Source organism: Arthrobacter sp. Y3221048, assembly GCF_059092685.1.
This window is the reverse complement of the sequence record NZ_JBNHHX010000001.1, coordinates 88,217-105,348: the sequence shown is the minus strand read 5'-3', so window position 1 is coordinate 105,348 and position 17,132 is coordinate 88,217. Positions and strand designations below refer to the sequence as shown.

Annotated in this window: 22 protein-coding genes; 10 read left to right on the top strand and 12 right to left on the bottom strand. The window is 60.8% G+C overall.

Annotated features, from left to right (window positions below):
* Window positions 1-21 precede the first annotated feature (21 nt).
* Both AC5RVS_RS00485 and AC5RVS_RS00480 read right to left on the bottom strand, forming a co-directional pair.
* Window positions 22-621, bottom strand: a complete 600-nt coding sequence (locus tag AC5RVS_RS00485) for a shikimate kinase (RefSeq protein ID WP_494106696.1) — start codon at window positions 619-621, stop codon at window positions 22-24.
* Window positions 622-827: 206 nt separating this feature from the next.
* The gene (locus AC5RVS_RS00480; protein WP_494106695.1) at window positions 828-2,078 is read right to left on the bottom strand and encodes an MFS transporter; all 1,251 of its coding nucleotides are present in this window, start codon (window positions 2,076-2,078) and stop codon (window positions 828-830) included.
* Between the two features lie 73 nt (window positions 2,079-2,151).
* Here AC5RVS_RS00480 and AC5RVS_RS00475 point away from each other — a divergent pair, with 73 nt between their 5' ends.
* On the top strand, window positions 2,152-2,694 hold the full coding sequence (locus tag AC5RVS_RS00475; RefSeq protein WP_494106694.1) for an ArsR/SmtB family transcription factor: 543 nt from the start codon (window positions 2,152-2,154) through the stop codon (window positions 2,692-2,694).
* Window positions 2,695-3,036: 342 nt separating this feature from the next.
* On the opposite strand, the gene AC5RVS_RS00470 is transcribed toward AC5RVS_RS00475, so the two are convergent.
* From AC5RVS_RS00470 to AC5RVS_RS00455, 4 genes are all read right to left on the bottom strand, one after another.
* Entirely contained in the window at window positions 3,037-3,654 is a 618-nt protein-coding gene (locus AC5RVS_RS00470) for a hypothetical protein (RefSeq protein ID WP_494106693.1), read from the bottom strand.
* 68 nt (window positions 3,655-3,722) lie between these two features.
* Window positions 3,723-4,238, bottom strand: a complete 516-nt coding sequence (locus AC5RVS_RS00465; RefSeq protein WP_494106692.1) for a hypothetical protein — start codon at window positions 4,236-4,238, stop codon at window positions 3,723-3,725.
* A gap of 585 nt (window positions 4,239-4,823) precedes the next feature.
* On the bottom strand, window positions 4,824-5,036 hold the full coding sequence (locus AC5RVS_RS00460; protein ID WP_494106691.1) for a hypothetical protein: 213 nt from the start codon (window positions 5,034-5,036) through the stop codon (window positions 4,824-4,826).
* Window positions 5,037-5,324: 288 nt separating this feature from the next.
* Entirely contained in the window at window positions 5,325-5,699 is a 375-nt protein-coding gene (locus tag AC5RVS_RS00455) for a hypothetical protein (protein WP_494106690.1), read from the bottom strand.
* Between the two features lie 443 nt (window positions 5,700-6,142).
* Between AC5RVS_RS00455 and AC5RVS_RS00450 the strand changes: the two genes are divergently transcribed.
* From AC5RVS_RS00450 to AC5RVS_RS00435, 4 genes are all read left to right on the top strand, one after another.
* Window positions 6,143-6,934 (top strand): ATP-dependent DNA ligase, encoded by a 792-nt coding sequence (locus tag AC5RVS_RS00450; protein WP_494106689.1) that lies wholly within the window; start codon window positions 6,143-6,145, stop codon window positions 6,932-6,934.
* Window positions 6,935-6,964: 30 nt separating this feature from the next.
* Window positions 6,965-7,396, top strand: coding sequence for a hypothetical protein (locus AC5RVS_RS00445; RefSeq protein ID WP_494106688.1), 432 nt, complete (start codon window positions 6,965-6,967; stop codon window positions 7,394-7,396).
* A gap of 159 nt (window positions 7,397-7,555) precedes the next feature.
* Complete coding sequence (locus AC5RVS_RS00440) at window positions 7,556-7,996, top strand: hypothetical protein (RefSeq protein ID WP_494106687.1); 441 nt, start codon at window positions 7,556-7,558, stop codon at window positions 7,994-7,996.
* A 332-nt stretch (window positions 7,997-8,328) separates the two neighbouring features.
* On the top strand, window positions 8,329-8,643 hold the full coding sequence (locus AC5RVS_RS00435; protein WP_494106686.1) for a hypothetical protein: 315 nt from the start codon (window positions 8,329-8,331) through the stop codon (window positions 8,641-8,643).
* A gap of 182 nt (window positions 8,644-8,825) precedes the next feature.
* On the opposite strand, the gene AC5RVS_RS00430 is transcribed toward AC5RVS_RS00435, so the two are convergent.
* From AC5RVS_RS00430 to AC5RVS_RS00415, 4 genes are all read right to left on the bottom strand, one after another.
* Complete coding sequence (locus AC5RVS_RS00430; RefSeq protein WP_494106685.1) at window positions 8,826-9,008, bottom strand: Lsr2 family DNA-binding protein; 183 nt, start codon at window positions 9,006-9,008, stop codon at window positions 8,826-8,828.
* A 47-nt stretch (window positions 9,009-9,055) separates the two neighbouring features.
* Entirely contained in the window at window positions 9,056-9,817 is a 762-nt protein-coding gene (locus AC5RVS_RS00425) for a hypothetical protein (RefSeq protein WP_494106684.1), read from the bottom strand.
* A gap of 838 nt (window positions 9,818-10,655) precedes the next feature.
* Window positions 10,656-10,901 carry a type II toxin-antitoxin system Phd/YefM family antitoxin gene (locus AC5RVS_RS00420; RefSeq protein WP_494106683.1) on the bottom strand — a complete coding sequence of 82 codons (246 nt, stop codon included), beginning with the start codon at window positions 10,899-10,901 and terminating at the stop codon, window positions 10,656-10,658.
* A 132-nt stretch (window positions 10,902-11,033) separates the two neighbouring features.
* Window positions 11,034-11,534, bottom strand: a complete 501-nt coding sequence (locus tag AC5RVS_RS00415) for a hypothetical protein (protein ID WP_494106682.1) — start codon at window positions 11,532-11,534, stop codon at window positions 11,034-11,036.
* Between the two features lie 126 nt (window positions 11,535-11,660).
* On the opposite strand from AC5RVS_RS00415, the gene AC5RVS_RS00410 reads away from it, so the two are divergent.
* From AC5RVS_RS00410 to AC5RVS_RS00400, 3 genes are all read left to right on the top strand, one after another.
* Window positions 11,661-11,858, top strand: coding sequence for a hypothetical protein (locus AC5RVS_RS00410; protein WP_494106681.1), 198 nt, complete (start codon window positions 11,661-11,663; stop codon window positions 11,856-11,858).
* A 1,117-nt stretch (window positions 11,859-12,975) separates the two neighbouring features.
* Window positions 12,976-13,203 carry a hypothetical protein gene (locus AC5RVS_RS00405; RefSeq protein WP_494106680.1) on the top strand — a complete coding sequence of 76 codons (228 nt, stop codon included), beginning with the start codon at window positions 12,976-12,978 and terminating at the stop codon, window positions 13,201-13,203.
* Between the two features lie 1,221 nt (window positions 13,204-14,424).
* Window positions 14,425-14,637 (top strand): hypothetical protein, encoded by a 213-nt coding sequence (locus tag AC5RVS_RS00400; protein ID WP_494106679.1) that lies wholly within the window; start codon window positions 14,425-14,427, stop codon window positions 14,635-14,637.
* Between the two features lie 652 nt (window positions 14,638-15,289).
* Here the strand turns inward: AC5RVS_RS00400 and AC5RVS_RS00395 are convergent.
* Window positions 15,290-15,502 (bottom strand): hypothetical protein, encoded by a 213-nt coding sequence (locus AC5RVS_RS00395; RefSeq protein WP_494106678.1) that lies wholly within the window; start codon window positions 15,500-15,502, stop codon window positions 15,290-15,292.
* Between the two features lie 30 nt (window positions 15,503-15,532).
* Complete coding sequence (locus tag AC5RVS_RS00390) at window positions 15,533-15,961, bottom strand: hypothetical protein (protein WP_494106677.1); 429 nt, start codon at window positions 15,959-15,961, stop codon at window positions 15,533-15,535.
* Between the two features lie 318 nt (window positions 15,962-16,279).
* On the opposite strand from AC5RVS_RS00390, the gene AC5RVS_RS00385 reads away from it, so the two are divergent.
* On the top strand, window positions 16,280-16,507 hold the full coding sequence (locus AC5RVS_RS00385) for a hypothetical protein (protein ID WP_494106676.1): 228 nt from the start codon (window positions 16,280-16,282) through the stop codon (window positions 16,505-16,507).
* Window positions 16,508-16,595: 88 nt separating this feature from the next.
* Window positions 16,596-16,823, top strand: coding sequence for a hypothetical protein (locus AC5RVS_RS00380; RefSeq protein WP_494106675.1), 228 nt, complete (start codon window positions 16,596-16,598; stop codon window positions 16,821-16,823).
* Window positions 16,824-17,132 lie beyond the last annotated feature (309 nt).

The following is a 17,132-nucleotide window of genomic DNA, read 5'->3' as shown; positions in this document are numbered from 1 at the left end:
GATGCTGACTGCTAACCGTCGTCAGGAACAGCCGTTTCGCGACTGCTTGGTTTCATGGATGCTCGAAGCCAAGCGTGCGGCCGTCGTCCGAGGTGCCTCGTTGGCAGTGAGTACGATCCGTGTCGCCAGTGAACGTGTCCCAAGGTCGTCTAACCATTCGGCCAGGAAGTCGTGCCCGGAGCTGATCCAATCGGTGCCCTTTGTCTCGATCGATCTTCGGCGCAGTACGGCGAGGCTTTCATTGCGGTGTTCTGTCGGGAGGACCAGGGCAACGTGGGCGACGTCGGCAAGGGCTGCCCTAACGTGTGCGGAACAACCGGCGTCGGTGAGCGAGGTGTGCCCGGCACCAAGGGCCAGGACTTTCCCGGGATGATCTTCGGTTGCTCGCGCCACAGCGTGGGCGCGAGCAGGTTCCCATTCGCGTTCGGCAGCAACTCGGCCGATCTCCGCGCTCCGGCGGATAACGCGATCGATGCTCCAGCCGACCTCCGCATAGTACGGCTCGCCGATGTCGTCGATGTCGACAAAGGCGAGGCCCAGGTGTTCGGCAACGAGTTCACCCAGCGTTGACTTCCCTGCAGCGGCAGGTCCAATCAGTACGAGTGCTGGATGAATAGACATGGCTCCGATCGTCGCATGAACCGTGGTTCCACGCCCAGGCGTCCGGGGCGAAGCCGACGCGCCAGACTGCGCTGACGTCTTCGGAGTCTTCCAGCCCGCCGGGTCGGTCGGGTCGTGTGTCCTCGACCACCGGCCCCAGCCCCTTTCGCACAGCCCGTTCTGCAACCGATTTTTCGATGCCGAGCAGCCGCATACGGCCAGGCAATTCATGATTCTAAGTCGGCCGCGGTGATCGCCTTGTTCGTAAGGATGGGCATCATCCCGATCAGTGCCAGGGTCAGCATTCCCATGATGGCGAACATGGTCTGCAAGCCGAGCCATTGGGCCAGCAGGCCGCCTGCTGCCGCTCCGAGCGGCATGGTTCCCCACGCCAGCAGGCGGTAGGCGCTGTTGACTCTCCCGAGCAGGCGGTTGGGCGTGATGCGTTGGCGCAGGGACACGGTGATGACATTCCACAGCACGATCAGCATGCCTCCCACGAAAAAGATTGGTCCAAGGACATAGGGATTGTCGGTGACGGCGGGCGCACCGACAAACAAAGCGACCCCGAAGATTGTCAGCGTCAGGGATGCCGATCTGCCGAGCCTGACCTCCACCCGTTCGGCGATGAATGAGCCGACGAACGCACCCAGAGCTGACGTCGTCAAGAGCAGGCCGAAGCCCGTCGCGGACAGCCCCATCGGTGAAGCCGGGCCCACGGCGAACAGCACCAGGACCGCAAAGGCGGCGCTGGATGCGAAGTTGAACACTCCGGTCATCAGCGCGAGTGTGCGAAGGATTCTGTGGTTCCGCAGGAACCGCAGCCCTTCGACGATGTCGAAACGCAGTGTCGTCTTGTGCTCGCGTTCGGTGCGGAAAGATCCCCGGACCAGGAGCAAACCACCGGCGGCCGCAAGCCACAGTGCCGCCGGCACGGCGAAACCGGCAACGACGCCGAGAGCCACCAGCAGCCCGCCCAGCGGTGGCCCGATGAACTGATTGGTGATGAGCTCGACCCCGTAGAGCCGGCCGTTGGCGCGCGAGAGCTGCTCCCTGTTCACCACCTGGGGCATGATCGACTGGGCGGAGGCGTCATAGAGCGTTTCGGCCACACCCACCATCAGCGCGACAATGTACAGGACCCAGAGGGCCCCCAAATCCAGCAAAATGATGCCCACCAGCAGACCTGGCAGCAAGGCCCGGCCAAGGTTGGCCCAGACCATGAGCCTGCGCCGGTCCAGCCGGTCGGCCAGCGCTCCGGCAGTCAGGGCGAACAGAAGCCAGGGAAGCGTCACTGCGACGCTCAGCCCGGCGATCAGGCCAGGTGACTGGGTGAACTGGATGGCCAGCAGCGGCAGCGCGATCTTGAAGACCCCGTCGGCGAGGTTGGACAGCCCCGAGGAGGTCCACAGCTTCCAGTAAGAGGCGCCCAGCGGCGCACGGTTCAACTTTTTCACCCGCGTCGCGTGAGGAGTCATAGGCGGACCATTCCACAGCGATTGAGAAAGTTCAAGGCGATAGACTCCAGTAAACCGGTAAAAGGATGGGTCTATGACCGACGCAGAACGGGTAGAGGCGGACGGAAAGAAGCCTGCCGCGACGGCCCGGGAGGTCAAGGCGCTGGCACATCCGCTGCGCCTGAGGATCCTGCGCCTGTGCGGGCTTCACGAACTGACCAACAAGCAGCTCGCCGACCGACTGGGCCAGGATCCGGGAACAATGCTCTATCACGTGCGGCAACTGCTCTCGACCGGGTTCCTCGAACCGGCCGAGGTCCGCACCGGAAGCAGCGGCGCACTTGAAAAGCCGTACCGATCCACGGGACGGTCCTGGAATTTGGATACCGCCCTGGGCGAAGCCGGTCCAGACGGCCCCCTGGCACCGGTCGAGGCGTTTCGGGAAGAGCTGATCGAAGCGGGCCCGGACGCACTCGCGAGCCTCTCGCGCTTTGTACTACACCTGTCCACGGAAGACGCCGAAGACCTCGTCACACGGGTCCACGCCGTGCTGAGCGAATACACCGACAGCGACAGGCAACGATCCGACCAGTCCGCATACGGCGGGATCTTCGTCCTTCACCGGACACCGGACTAGGAGAAGGTGACCGTCAAGCACAACTTCCCGGGGCACACCTTCACGATGCTTCCCATTGCCGTCTCGTCCAGATCAACCGTCATGCCGACCGGAACGCTCTACGACCCCACGGGAGCATTGTGCCCCATATGCGGAGGAAGAGATTCGAGCCTGTATGCACGGTAACGCTGCGGCCGTCGAGCCACAGGCTCGTACTAGAGACTGGGCAAATCTTCCGGGATGACTGGACTTCGAGGTTCGCGTCGCTCGGATGGCTTGGTCCCAGCCAAAGGGTGCAACGACGTTTCCCTCTCTCAAAACGATGATTTTTGGTTTGAGCAGAGCTGACCCGGTCGCCTTTAGTCACTCACCGGTCTGGATCGGTAGAAGCGTCGTGCCGCAGGCGAGCAGAAGGTTGTTCCCTGAACTGTCGAGCTCGCAGTCGCCCTGCATCACAGCCTCAGACCCCGAGAGTTCGTTTCCGCCGTTGGTGGGCTGATAAAAGAACGTGCTGTGCGGGACCCAGAGCGATACCAGGTCTCCGTCAAAGTTGTCTTGGGAAACGATGACCGTCTGCCCCTCGGCTGAGCGGACGGTCAGATAGTCTCGTGCCCCGGCGCTGAGGAACAGAACGCCTAGAAGGAGCAACCACACCAGGCCGGCTGCTACCGCAGCGAGCACTACCGATGACGCCAAGATTCTGCGGGCCCAAATCGTGCGCACCCGCCGCACCAGCGGGGGAATCAGCAGGGATAGTGCCGTGACCGCTGCCGGTCCACCCAGCAGGAAGAGGACGAAGGAAATCCAGGGCTCCGCCATGCCGAACACTACGAGCAGGAGTGATACCCCCTCCGCGTCCTTGAAGCTGAAGGTGGACAGTGAGGACGCCACCAAGAGGCATCCGATCCCAAGCGCCGCAGCGACCAAACCCCAGACCATTCTTCTGATGGAGGGGGCGACCTTCTCTACTGTCGCTGTCATCTGGCTAAGACGAGCACGATGAGCTTCTGTCCATGGGTAGGCACACGGCGTTTCGGCGGCCGCCGCTGCTATCCATTGGCGGTGCCGATCGTCTTAAAGTGCTTCGAATCCAAATAGCTTCCTTCCAGGAGGCCGTTGCTGGCTCCGTGCCGCAGGATTGTTAGGCCGGTACGTTCCCCAGCTTCCCAATCGGCCTCGGTGGGAGCTAAGTCTTGGTATGAGAATCCTTCGGTGATCCAGCCGGCTTCCCTTAGGCTGTCCGCCGCGTCGCTGAACGCCTGCCTTGCCCTGCCCCAGAGAGCTACTTGGCCCGGATATTCGGACTCGTGGTGTCGGAAAATCCCGAGGACTTCGCCTTCGTGGGGCAGGGAGCAATCGACGGTGAACAACGCCGTCGTTGTAGCGGTGTAGTCATAATCGAAGAAGAGGCAGTCTCCGATGTAAACGTCCGCCAGCGATTTCGGTTCAGTGGTGTCCCACGCTCGGCTCAGGAACTCGTTTGTGTACGCCTCATCCGCATCAACATCCCGCGGCCCGGGCGCAACCATCCGCCTTGCACCGGGAGCAGGCGTCGCCACGGTCATTACGGCTACCGGATCAGCGCTGACGCTGGGTGAGTTGGAGGGCCGGGCAGGGCTAGTCGCCACGTGAGTGGCACTCGGAGATGTTTGAGGAACAGAGCAGCCAACGAGAATCGCCGCGATGAACATGGCCAGAGCGATATGAACGCCGCGACGGTTTCTACTGCTGTGGTTCTGGTTCATATTCCCCCTGCGCTGAGGCTCAACATACAATTGCAGCTTTTAGCCAACAAACGGTCTACTTCGGGCCTTCACATAACTATGCACGACAAACGTCCATGAAACTGCGCAGATCCGGTCTTCGGCACATTCACGGCACGCAGACTATCGAGCTTGGTGATCCGCCCGCGGAAGCTACCCACATCTATATGGAGCTGACTTGTCTCAGTGCTGGAACTCTCCTGTTGCATGACACTGACGAAGTAACCTGCGCTGATCTGAATGAGGGTACAACCCGCGCATTCTCGTCATATCCGCTGTCACCGGACCAAGTCTCTTTAGAGGTGACGAGCGATCCCGATGTCAGCTACATAGTGAGGGCCGTTTACGAAAACGGCGCATCTGTCCAATAGCTTCTTCCGTCGCGCTCTAAATTGGCGTCTTCAAATCCGTTAGAGCCGTCATGAAGATGATGGCGAACGCCGCAATGCACAGACCTCCGGTAAGGCACAGGGCGAGCATCATCTTTCGTTGCGGCCCGAACGGCTCCCCTTCTCGTCCGGGATGTGCAATGGCGAAGACGGAGGAGATCCCAACCAGTACCAGGCCGACGATGAGAAGGATCAGCGCTTCCGGTTGCATGGCCCCATACTCCCATCGTGCGTGAGAAGGAGCAGGGTCAGCGCGGCTAACGGTTGCGTTCCCGTTCCAACCGCTCTCGTCGTGCCGCTAACCCCATGGGCAATGTGACGAGCATCCAGAACGCGGAAAGACCTCCCATCACCAAAAGCGGACTCAGCCCTGAAGGAACAGCAATTAGTCCGCCGATGAAGATCGAAGCAAAGACGCCTATCCCGCTAACTCGGGTGTACCGCCTTGCTGCTGGCCCAGGCATGAATGGCCCCTTACCATGTGCTAAGCATGTGACCGCTACGTCTTGGTGGAGCGGCGCCGCCCGGTTCCCAGCCATTCCGCCCGCGTACCCTCCGGCCGATACATCTGCCCGATCAGCACGCCGACTATCAAGGGAAAATACGCAACGGAGAGCAGGTTGCCGGAGACAATCAGAAGTCGCCATGCAACCGCCGTCGCTGCGATGGCCGCGACTAGGCCGGTGATGATCAGCTGCCACCGAAACGGTTCGAACGCCAGCGGCCGGCCCTTTTGCGTTCCTCGCAGCAAAGACAGGACACCAAATACCCCCATGGTCATAGCGAAGACCACCCAGACAATCCGGAATGCAACCTCCGCTCCGTCATCAGGGCTGGAGACCAAGGCCATCACCAGCGTGGCAAGAGAGAGCAAGCCAATGACCTAGGCGCCCCCCGCCAGTTGACGCCTTCGCTTCGATGTCCCCATCTGCCCATCAAAGTTCATCCGCAAGTGGCCGTCAACGCATGGGTTATGAGGCTGCTGGCGGTTCAATGCTGGGGGTGCTTGGGGCATCCAAATGGGGATGGCATTTGAGAAGGAGCAGGATCAATGCGGCCAGAAATTGGCCCGAAATGCACCCGGCGGGTGCTTGTATCGTGGGCTCATGAATCCCAGGCTCCCGGAGGGTCTGCGATCGCCTGTGGAGATCGCCTTGGCCCATGCCGTGGAGAAGATTCCGGGTCCCGGGGCTCTACCCGGCGGAGCCTGGTACGAGCCCAAGTGGGACGGGTACCGTGCGGTGATCGTTCGCGACGGGGACGAAACTTCCATCTGGTCGCGGCAGGGCAAGAACCCTCTCCAGGTACTCTCCGGACTTGATCAAAGCGGCGTCAGATCAGCTGCCGCCGGGCTGTCTGCTCGACGGCGAAGCAGTGATTTGGTCTGAAGACCGGCTGGACTTCTCTGCGCTTCAGCAGCGGCTGAGCACGTCGGCGAAAGCCATGCCAGGGCTGGCGCGCCAGGTGCCGGCCCACTTCGTCGCCTCCGACCTGCTCGCCGTCGCCGGTCACGATATCCGCCGTGAACCGCTCAGCGTCCGGCGGCAACTGCTGGAGGAACTCGCCAAGGACTGGGAGGAAACCCTCGAACTGTCGCCCGGTACCTCGGACCTCGACACTGCCGAGACCTGGTTCGAGGAGCTGCCCGCGACGGGCATCGAAGGTCTCGTCATCAAAGGCGCCGGCCAGCCCTACGAGGGCGGCCAGCGCCAGTGGCAGAAGATCAAGCACCGCGACACGGTGGACGTTATCTGCGCGGCTGTCATCGGTCCCATCACGCGGCCCCAGACGATCGTCGTCGGGCTGCCAATCAACGGGAAGCTGCGCATCGTCGGACGCTCTGTGCCATTGAAGGCGACAGCTGCAAAGCTGCTCGGATCCCAGCTCCAGGCCGCTGGGCCGGATCACCCGTGGCCACACCGGGTGAAATCCACGGTCTTGGACAGGTTCAACGCCGACGCAGGCGAAACCGAGCTGACCCTGGTGGAACCGATCGTCGTCGAGGTGTCAGCAGACACTGCGATGTCCGGAACATCCTTCAGACACTCTGTACGCTTCATTAGAGCCAGGCCGGAACTGGATCCAGCCGCAGTCGAGCCGCCCTGCTGACGGGCTCGAAGGAATGCCGAGAGGACCCCGATGACAGAAGGCAACAAGCCCCTTTCCGGAACCGCGGTGTTCGCCGGGCTTGTCCTGGGCGCTGCTGTTGGGGCGGTCATTGCCGTATTCAGCTTCGTCATCGGCACCGAACTTCCTGCCCGCGTGGTTGGGCTGATGGTCATCGCAGGGATCGTCGGTGCGGGTGCCGGTGGCCTCGCGGGTCTGATTCTTGGGGCGGTTGTCTGGAACCTGGACCTCATCCTGTTCCCGCAGCTTTCCTTTATGGCCCGGTCGGCGATCGAGTGCGCGCTGATCACCGCGGCCACAGGATTTACCACCGCGCTGGCGTTCTGGGGCCTGCCTCCCGGTACTGTGGCTGCCAGAATCGCGTCGGGCTCCCTGTTTGCCCTGGCGGTATCAGCCGCCTACTTCGCCTGGCGGTACAGAAAACAAACGACACAGCCGACCTGAGTTAGGGCACCAAGCGCCATGGCCCGAGCTGCACCCATTCCGGGGCGAATACCAGCCGCGGTTAGTTGTGCCGACAGCGTCGGTCAATTCTGCGCCACTCGGCCGCTAGGGTGGGATTGACCGCCCCCAGCGGCCCGGACCGGAAGGACGCGATCACCCATGAGTCAGCATGAGGATTTCGACGTTTTCGCAGGCTTTGACCGGGACGCCCAGCGGCAGTGGATGCAGTCCCTGCGGCCGCGGACCGCCAGCATCGAGCTCGTTTTCCTTGACGGCGACACTGACCACCCACTGACCGACGCGCTGGCATGGTTGGCCCCGATTCGGCAGGTCGGCGTCGGCGAACGTCCAGGCTACCAGCGGCCGCAGCCGGCGGCCGTGCTGCACCGATACCCCTACGACCGGACGATCCTTCAGGCCCTGGACGGACTGGGCGGGCTCTTTGAGCACATTCCGTCCCCGTCCGGTGATCGCGTGCAGTTCACCGCACTGGGCAATGTCGACGTCTCCTTCCTAGACCGAAGCGGGACGATCATCGGGTCCACCGTGACCCATGAGGGGCTGATCCTCATGCCCCAAGGAGACGGAAGTCTCCGCTGACACGGCGATGGTCGGTGCATCCTTTCGCCATGCGGTTCGTTCCCTCCGGGCAAGGCCGGAGAGGGACCCGGCATCGGTGACGCCTCGGCCGGCCGGTTAGCAACCTACATGCCCCGGCTGTGGACACGGGACTGGACATGCTCAAATGTCAGGCTTAAACGTTATGATCGTCACATCGCCGGGCAGTCCATGCGTGCCCGGCGGTCTTTCCCTTGGCCCTGCCAAGGGGGAGTGCCGGTGCTGTCAGCCATCTCGGCCAATGGGGGATGCGGCGGAGCCGTGGCGATCTACGCATGACAAGTAATCACAGCACTACTACGAAAGGGACAGCCATGTCCGAGCACCAGCAGCCCAGCCCGTCCTACTATCCGCCGCAGGGCCCGCCCACGCAGACCATGCAGTCGCGGGAAATGTTTGAGGGCCAGAAGGCCGCCCAGTCCTCCCTGATCTTCGGCATCGTCGGATTCTTCTTCCTCGGCATCGTCTTCGGCCCGCTGGCCATCGTCAACGCGAAGAAGGCCGAGCATCTGAACATCCCGGCCACCGCCGGCAAGGTTCTCGGCTGGATCGACACCATCTTCGGCGTTATCGGGATCATCGTCTTCATCGTCCTGATTGGCGGCATGGTTGCCGCGTCGGGAGCCTGACGGAACTTGAAAGCCGGGCAGGGGATCCTGCCCGGCTTTCTTTTTGCCTGAAAGTGCAGACAGTATCTGCACAAACCCAGGTAACGGTGATTATTCGCGAGGGCCGATCATGCATCGGATGCAATAATCACTGTTTTACTTGTCATAACGGAGTTTATCGGCTTCGGAGTACGCCACACAGTTCACGCCAGGGCTATGAGAAATGCGCAGCCGCGCTGGGCCGCCTTGTACTTTTCGACGATGGACGCTTGGGTCCGGCAGCGGTCGTTGACCTCCAGACTCTGCTCCCGGGCCCAGGCACGTACGGCTCCGGGTGCCGGTTCCTGCCTGGACGCTGAAGGACGCGGCCTTGCAGAACTGTGCACGGGCAACCTTACGGGAGGCTTTCACGCTGTTGCCCGGGCAGCATTGTTCACGATCCATTTGAGTCCGTACTCACCCCAGCCTCGGTGCCAGGCCGGTCGTTCTCCTGATCCCGAGACGCTTGGCCGGAATGAGCTAGCCGCAAGACGTGTGAAAGCATTCGTTCGATTTCGTCTGTCCGGCCGTGGTCGAAGGGGTTGGCTGCCTGCTTGACGTCGGGAAATGTGGCGGCGGCGGCAGTGACCACTGCCGCCGTTGGAAACCATTCAGGCAGCTCGCGATAGACGCGCTCAAAGCTCACTGCACCTGAGTTCGGATTTTCTGTCTGCATCCAGTGAGCGCAGCAGAGGAGCAGCTCCCGCACGCGATCCGGCTGAACCTCCAGTGCAGCAGCGAGTCGGTTGCGGGGCTCGCTCATTGACGTGAACGATGCCCAGGTGGCGAACATTCTCGAGCCGTAGTTTTCGTTGCCTTCCCAAGCCTCATTGCTCGTCCAATCCGCGTGCTCTAGTTCCGTCACTAGCGCCTCACGAGCTCGGCGTGCGAGGTCTTCATGTCCCTGCTCGTCGAGAACGTTTGAGAGTTCTCTGAGCAGAGCGGCGGTCACGCACAGAGGGCGCAGATTTCGGTCTTGATCGATCAGGAGGGCGAATTCGGTCGCTTCAGCGTTTCGGGCTACGACGCCGGCAAGGTAGGCCGTCATATCCAAATTGATCCTGATGGCTTCAAAAACCGGAGGAATTGTTGCCGCTTCCTTGGCTGCTTCAGCCAATTGCGCGCGCAGTTCGGAGTTGTAAGGGAGATGATCCACCCGTGAGAACGGCCTCGCACGATCAAGAAGGTGCTTATGTCGTGTAAGTGCGTCATCTTGCACCTCCTCTGTACCGGATGAAGCGGGCTCGGGAGGGGCGGCGGGAGGAGGCGCCACATGGTCACCGCGTAGCACAGCAGCAACCGACTGCGCGGCTTGGCGTAGTTCAGCGATGGCCGTCGTTAGCGCGCCATCGTCTTCCGCAGGAGGAGGCCCAGGCCAAGTTCCGGCGGCTTTGACTACACCGTTGGCTGCTCGCGTCAGCCAGTCACACCACGGCGCAGCGTTCGACTTAATTGCTTGAGCAGCGGCTGCTTCCGCCCTCAGCTGCCGTAGATTTGGTTTGAGGGAGTCCACCGCCTCTCGGAGGGCGTGAATGAGGGCGCCCTTGTGCCTTTCTGTCTCCATTCTCGAGGGCTCGGCATATAAAGGATTCCCGTCTTCGTCCCAAGCCACCATGACGTTTCGAGCATTTGCCCAAGTACGTCGCCAAGCCGCAGCTTCAACAACAGCTGAGTGCCGAGAGGATTCCGCATCTGTTGCTAGGTGCTCCGCGGCTCGGACGACTTCAGCTAGGACTGAAGCTGTCGGTGCGGGAGCGTGGATACAGAGATGCCTTCAAGAATGTGCAGTTCATGTTCGAGCTGCTCGCGCTCCACCTGACTCATACAGGGAGTCTGCCACACGCTCGCCTGAGGCACTCGCACAGAGCCAGAGCATCATCGGAGCTGCCTCAGGAACTGAGGAATCCAGACGCGGGCCCAGTGTCAATCTCCGGCACTAAAGGCCCACTCAATGCGCGCACGCGCCCCGAATTGCGAACCTGGCACGCATAGGGTCAACGCTTGTGTCCGGTCTCGTCGATTTCGACCTCGCGCACCGATTCCAGAGCGGACAGGAGACGTTGCGCGTTCCTAGGTGACGCCAGCAGGTAGCGTGTCTCCACCAACGAGTCGTACTCGGCTTTCGACATCAGCACTGCGGACCCGTGCTTTGACACGATCTCAACGGCGGTGCGGTCGAGGTTGACTCGATCGATGAGGCGGATAAGGTCGCGCCGGGCCTCGCTCGCGGTAAGGGCCATATCTGCCTCCTGGTTGTAGAACACATGCTAGTACTTGGCCTCAGCGACGTTCCGGCTATGCCGAGGCCCATTACAGCACCCTTTGATATCCCTGAATCGTTGTCCCTTGCGGAGAACCGTCTTTCGGGTCCTTCAGGAGGAGGCCACGATCTCCAACGTCTTCTGCACGTTCTCCGGGTGTCCAGCAAGTTCCACCAAGCCGGTGGACGTTCGCAGTTCCACGACCTCGGCCGTGGGATAGATGCTGAAAACTGCCTCGGTCAGTGTAGGCGCGCGGTTGCTTCCCGTTTCCTTGACGGACAAGACGTGGACGTCTCCTTTATCCTGCCGGCTGTTTTTCCAGCGGGGCTGAAATGCCAGACTTCCCTGTGATGGGGTCACGAGCCCGAACCGCCACTTTGTTTCGGTCGAAAAGCGCAGAAACCCTTCGAACTGGGAACGCGCGGCGTACTGCTTGTTAGGTCGTTTTCGCTTCCACGCACTGAACAATCCGACGCCGGTCGCCGTAACAGCCACCGGCACCACTAGCCAAGAATTCCCACTCCGGTGCCCCAACCAACCAAAGCAGACCACAACCAGCACGATGGGGATTCCCCGAACCATCAGGGCAATTAGAGCATTACGATTGGGCATAGCTCCAGCCAAGCCCCACGCCCTTGGAAAAAGCCGAATCGGTTGCTGTGCGCCGGGGCACCTGGGCGAGAAAGGCAAGAAGTCCGAATAGCACCGGAGGGCCGCCGACGGCTGCGAAGGCCCGGCGTGTCCACGTACACCCGCGAAGATCACTGCCATGAAACCAGCGAAGCCGCCATGACGGTGGCCCACCGCTTTGATCGGCTGGTCAAGGATTCTCCCGCCGCCGTGGCCGAGAGCAGTTTCGAGGCTGCCAGCAACGCCACCTCGAAACCGCGTGTCAGGAGCGCGCCGCAACCGGCTGTCCATGAGGGTGTCATCTAGCACGGTGCCGGCTCGGAACAAGCCCACGTGGCACGATGTGATGCGGATGGGCCCGTGCTCCTGACGCTGATCAGTGTTATTCAGCATCCACCTCGGAGGACAGCGCCATCCAAACCCGTCATCGTCAGCCAATCTAGTACCGCGTTGAGACAGTTCCTGCCCAACTATTGCCACTTATAGGCAGTTATAGCCACTTATAGGAAAAAACCAATAACCCCCTATAACTCGGTAAAGACGAGGACGGGGCGCTGCGGGCCTCTACCCTGCGAACTCAAAGTCGAGGGTGATCTCGGGATCGACGCTTGCGATGACCCCGGAGTAAAACGCCCAGGCAACGCTCCAATAACAAACTGCTCGATCTGAGGCTGATTTCTTAGCCAGCCTGCTAGCTTCAGCGAATGAAGCAACGACTAATGCCGGTTCTAGCAACTGCGGGACTGCTCTCGGCTGCCCTGCTCACCGGATGCGGGGCGGAGAATGCTGTGGATCCTGGAAGCCAGTCACCCACCGGTTACCCGGGTAGTACTGCCACAGCAGTCTCAGATCCGGTCTTCGGTACTTTTACGGGGACACAGACGATCGAGCTGGGCGATCCGCCCGCGGAAGCCACCCACATTTATGTGGAGCTGACTTGTCTCAGTGCCGGGACTCTCCGTTTGCACGACATCGACGAAATAACCTGCGCGGATCCGGATGAGGGTACAACCCGCGCATTCTCGTCATATGACCTGTCACTCGACCAAACCTCTTTTGAAGTGACGAGCGATACCGATGTCAGCTACATGGTGAGGGCCGTTTACGAGAACGGCGCATCTGTGCAATAGCCTCATCCCATCTCGGGAAGGCAACGCCGAGGACAGCTACCAGCAAGGTGGGCGGGCGCCACTGTCACGCCTCGTTTACTTCTTCCTCTTGCGATCTGCCTGAGCCAAAGCAGCTACAGAGATCAGCAGAAAGACCTACCGCGGTGCCCCAAAATCCGACGTTGCCCTGGGCTACGAGGATCAGAGACCACACAAGGCCGACTCCGGCGCCTGTGGCGAGAATCCAACGGAATCTGCGCATCGTTCCTTCTGTTTTCATGGGGACATGGGCTGATGGGCGCTAGGCTACCCGCATGGGGAAAGAGCCGGTGGGCAGGTTCGGCACATTGACGCAAAAACAAGCGCTGCTCTTGGCTTTTGTTTGGATGCTCGGCGGTATTGCTACCTCTGTGCTGCGTCTGGCGAACGGTGAGTCCCTTCTCGTCAGCCTGCTCATTTCTTCAGGATTTTTGGTCGCCGCCGGACTCATGTTGGTGGCGTGGCGCATAGCCAAGAGCCGCGCCGAAAGAAACCGGAGTTAGTCCTTCAACACCCGACATTTCAGGGTGACATGCGCTTGTTTCCTCAGCCGAGTGCTCCAGCTGACCACTCCCCGCACAATCGACGCAGTGAGCCGCTGGCTTAACAAGGTGGCTTCAGCGTTGAGGGCCGCAAGAGTACGGTCAGCACATGGAAGCTCACCTGATAGATCCCCGTGATCAGACTTCGGAGGTCGCCAGTCCGACATACCGCGTCTATTTCTGGACAGACGACGGTGCCGCGAGTGAAGAGTGGGAGCTGACCAGCACTGACCTCGATGAGGTCCTGGAGTGGATTCCAACTCGATCCGAGGGACGCTCGCACAGCCTCTGGGCAGTGGTTCGATCGCCAGGCCACGTCTGCCATGTACGTCTTCGCGGCATCGACCTTGATGCACAGGCCGGAACGTGGCCCAGCTGGGCGGGTCAGGTGTATCGGTGAGTCAATCCCTCAAGGCCACCGCCTCATGGAAGGTACTCGGCACAGCCCTCTGGATCATGCTTGGCCTGGCTGTCTGCACGTTCGCAATTGTTGTGCCGATTTTAATGACGCTAGGTCGGCGAAGCAGCTCCGTGTTGCTTTCTCCGCAGAGCAATCACCTGCTGAATTGCGTTACTGATCGCCGAGACAATCGCTGCAATAGATGCCCACACGGGCACCGCCGGCCAGCCCCAAATCAGAAGCGAGGCGACGCCGAAGAAGGCCGCTGAACCGCTGGCAGCAATCACAATGCGGCCCCAACTAAGTCTTTGTCTCAAACCAGCACCCCCGTTTCTAGGCCACACCCTGCCGTCCTTTCGCCTATAAGTACAGGGAGGCCCCCACTGCGATCGAGAATTGGTCAACGATCGCCAGCGACGAAAAGGCCAGCCGCACAGACGATGCAGAGCCCACCGGCCAAACCCAGGGAAAGCAGTGCTGTCCGCTGAGACCCCAACGGTTCCCCTTACCGCCGTGGCCGTGCGATGTTGTAGATGGCCGATCCTAGAATCAGGATCAAACCGGTGATGAGGAGCACCAGTGCCTGCTGCTGCATGGCCCCATCCTTGCACCGCGACCTTGGGGAGACCGTATCGTGGTCTCATGACTTCCAGCCTGTCGGCCGGTCTGTGGCCGCCTGTGGAGGTCGCACTGGCTCATGCGGTGGAGAAGATCCCAGGCCCCGGGGCTCTACCCGGCGGAGCCTGGTAGTCGGAATGGCCAACAGTCCCTACGCTGGGAGCATGTCGGAGCAGCCGCCGAGGTCCAAGCTTGCCCCGCGGTTTCTTTTGCTGCTGGTCGCCATTGTGCAAACGGTCTTCGCCCTCTATGTGATCTTTGCTGCGCTCTACAACTTCTGGCTGGGCTTGGGTGCGGTGTTACTTCTGGTGAGCGGTTTGTCCCAGTTCATGACATGGCGAAAGCTAGGACGTTCTCCTGACCCCGACGCCCGCTAGCCGCTCCGGGCAAGCAACCCTTTTTGTGCAGCAGGACGACTACGCCGGCGTGGTGATCCCGGGTGTCTGTTCGGCAAGCGTTAGCCCAACTCCCAGGCCACCCCTAGGCTTGGGCCATGACGGAGGTTCTGATTTTTGGCTCGGCCCTCATCGGATTCGGTATCGCTGTTCTTACTGACATCGAGCGCGACTCAGGAGATCAGACTGCGCGAAAAATACTCTGAGCCGTTCTATGGCTAGGGTTCACACTCGTGCTGGTGGCGTCGGGCTATGCGTCGTTTGGGCGATGATCTCTGCGGGTATTGGTGCCATGGCGGGCTTGCGCTATCGCAGGTGGCTCCGAAATCGAGCCGAACAGCGGCACTAGTCCCGGTGAAGAAAAAACAGATACGGATCGCCTTGGCTGCTTTGTATGCTGTCGCCGCAGTCGCAGCTGTTCTCACGGGCCACTTACACCAGTTGCTCGTCATAGGACTGCCGACGATGATCGTGACTTACTGGGCCGCCGGAATTGGTCTCAGGGCCTATGAAGAGCGGCAGAGGGAAGCCGAAGGCGGGCGCCCGCCCAAGTAGAAGGGTGGGGGTAGCCCCTCGTATGAGGGCCTATTACGAAGACGCGGAGCATCTCTCCAATAGCTTCTTCCGTCGCGCTCTAAGCTGGCGTCTTCCAAACCGTTAGAGCTATCAAGAAGATGATGGCGAACGCCGCAATGCACAGACCTCCGGTAAGGCACAGCGCGAGCATCATCTTTCGTTGCGGCCCGAACGGCTCCCCTTCTCGTCGGGGATGTGCAATGGCGAAGACGGATGAGATCCCAACCAGTACCAGGCCGACGATGAGAAGGATCAGCGCTTCGGGATGCATGGGCCCATACTCCCATCGCTCCGCCTCTGGTCACTTCACGCGTTCGATGAATTCAGCCAGGTCCTTGCCGCACTGACCGTAGTCATAGACCGTCGTTTCCATGCGCGGTGAGCACTGCGCGTCAATACGTGCAGGCGTGTTCTCGGGCAGGCGAATTGAGATGACTTCTCCCCAGGTCCAGATATTGGGCCGGATGTATACCTTGATCATTGAATGCTGGGTCTGGACCTTGACGTATTTCGCATGGCTCTCGGCAATCGTGAAGATCTTATGGCGAAGAGCATCGTGATCGCCGTGCCAATCGAAAGAACCGACTGCCGATGCCCCTCTCACCGATACCCCTTTGCTGCGCGAGGCTTCGTTCGTTATGCGAGTCCGGCGGCCCAGAAACATCACCAATCCCACGCTGACGACAGCACCAGCGGCCAACAGAACCGGAACGTAAACCGGGATCCCCATGTGTCATATCAAACTCGATGGGGTCGCGTAGCGCCAGCGGAGCGGCGCGCCTGATGATGTGCGCATCCCCAATGGGGCGGGCGCCACTGTCACGCCTCGTTTACTTCTTCCTCTTGCGATCTGCCTGAGCCAAAGCAGCTACAGAGATCAGCAGAAAGACCTACCGCGGTGCCCCAAAATCCGACGTTGCCCTGGGCTACGAGGATCAGAGACCACACAAGGCCGACTCCGGCGCCTGTGGCGAGAATCCAACGGAATCTGCGCATCGTTCCTTCTGTTTTCATGGGGACATGGGCTGATGGGCGCTAGGCTACCCGCATGGGGAAAGAGCCGGTCGGCAGGTTCGGCGCTCTGACACAAAAACAAGCGCTGCTCTTGGCTGCTATTTGGATGGTCGGCGGTATTGCTACCGCTGTGCTGCGCCTGGCGAACGGTGAGTCCCTTCTCGACAGCCTGCTCATTTCCACAGTATTTTTCGTCGGCGCCGGACTCATGTTGGTGGCGTCGCGCATAGCCAAGAGCCGCACCGAAGGAAACCGGCGCTGATCTCTCACCGTGAGACGCGGCCGAATCAGCCCAGAAGTGTTCGTTCGGCAAGCTGAATATGGGGGTTAGCGTGCAAGAGAAAAAGAGCGTGACGGGGAAAATGATCCTTGTTTTCGTTGCCATCGGAATCGGTGTCGCTGTTGTGGTGGGGGCAATTTTCGGATGGGAATACTCGATCCTCGGCCTGGGTGCAGGGCTGGGGCCCTGGATCGGCGGATACTTCGGCAATAAGAAGGCGCGGGAAGTCGACAAGTACCGCGAGGAGCTCATCAAGGGCCGGAAGCGACCTTCCACGGAGGAAGATCCGAAGAGCTGAGCTGGACCGGCTCAGCCGCCTTCCTTGCCACAAAGGTGGCGGTCCGCCACCTTCCTTGCCACAAAGGTGGCGGTCCGCCCGCGTCTCCGCCATCGCCGGTCTTTGTAGACGACAATCGAGAATTGATCAACGATCGCCAGGTGATCTCTCCGGCGATGTTCTTGCACAGCAGGTCCCGCAGGTGCGGGTCGTCAAGATAATGTCCGGGCGAGCCGTTGACGCCGTCGATGTACGCCATTCGCTCCTCGACCTCGGCTTCGGTGAGGCGCGTTGGTTCCGGATCAGGCTGCCACGGAGTGGTCGAGCTGG

What these genes read in the sequence shown, in the direction of transcription:
- AC5RVS_RS00485 (WP_494106696.1), bottom strand. Translation starts at nt 621, where the DNA reads ATGTCTATTCATCCAGCACTCGTACTGATTGGACCTGCCGCTGCAGGG.
- AC5RVS_RS00480 (WP_494106695.1), bottom strand. Translation starts at nt 2,078, where the DNA reads ATGACTCCTCACGCGACGCGGGTGAAAAAGTTGAACCGTGCGCCGCTG.
- AC5RVS_RS00475 (WP_494106694.1), top strand. Translation starts at nt 2,152, where the DNA reads ATGACCGACGCAGAACGGGTAGAGGCGGACGGAAAGAAGCCTGCCGCG.
- AC5RVS_RS00470 (WP_494106693.1), bottom strand. Translation starts at nt 3,654, where the DNA reads ATGACAGCGACAGTAGAGAAGGTCGCCCCCTCCATCAGAAGAATGGTC.
- AC5RVS_RS00465 (WP_494106692.1), bottom strand. Translation starts at nt 4,238, where the DNA reads ATGACCGTGGCGACGCCTGCTCCCGGTGCAAGGCGGATGGTTGCGCCC.
- AC5RVS_RS00460 (WP_494106691.1), bottom strand. Translation starts at nt 5,036, where the DNA reads ATGCAACCGGAAGCGCTGATCCTTCTCATCGTCGGCCTGGTACTGGTT.
- AC5RVS_RS00445 (WP_494106688.1), top strand. Translation starts at nt 6,965, where the DNA reads ATGACAGAAGGCAACAAGCCCCTTTCCGGAACCGCGGTGTTCGCCGGG.
- AC5RVS_RS00440 (WP_494106687.1), top strand. Translation starts at nt 7,556, where the DNA reads ATGAGTCAGCATGAGGATTTCGACGTTTTCGCAGGCTTTGACCGGGAC.
- AC5RVS_RS00435 (WP_494106686.1), top strand. Translation starts at nt 8,329, where the DNA reads ATGTCCGAGCACCAGCAGCCCAGCCCGTCCTACTATCCGCCGCAGGGC.
- AC5RVS_RS00420 (WP_494106683.1), bottom strand. Translation starts at nt 10,901, where the DNA reads ATGGCCCTTACCGCGAGCGAGGCCCGGCGCGACCTTATCCGCCTCATC.
- AC5RVS_RS00415 (WP_494106682.1), bottom strand. Translation starts at nt 11,534, where the DNA reads ATGCCCAATCGTAATGCTCTAATTGCCCTGATGGTTCGGGGAATCCCC.
- AC5RVS_RS00405 (WP_494106680.1), top strand. Translation starts at nt 12,976, where the DNA reads ATGGGGAAAGAGCCGGTGGGCAGGTTCGGCACATTGACGCAAAAACAA.
- AC5RVS_RS00400 (WP_494106679.1), top strand. Translation starts at nt 14,425, where the DNA reads ATGTCGGAGCAGCCGCCGAGGTCCAAGCTTGCCCCGCGGTTTCTTTTG.
- AC5RVS_RS00395 (WP_494106678.1), bottom strand. Translation starts at nt 15,502, where the DNA reads ATGCATCCCGAAGCGCTGATCCTTCTCATCGTCGGCCTGGTACTGGTT.
- AC5RVS_RS00390 (WP_494106677.1), bottom strand. Translation starts at nt 15,961, where the DNA reads ATGGGGATCCCGGTTTACGTTCCGGTTCTGTTGGCCGCTGGTGCTGTC.
- AC5RVS_RS00385 (WP_494106676.1), top strand. Translation starts at nt 16,280, where the DNA reads ATGGGGAAAGAGCCGGTCGGCAGGTTCGGCGCTCTGACACAAAAACAA.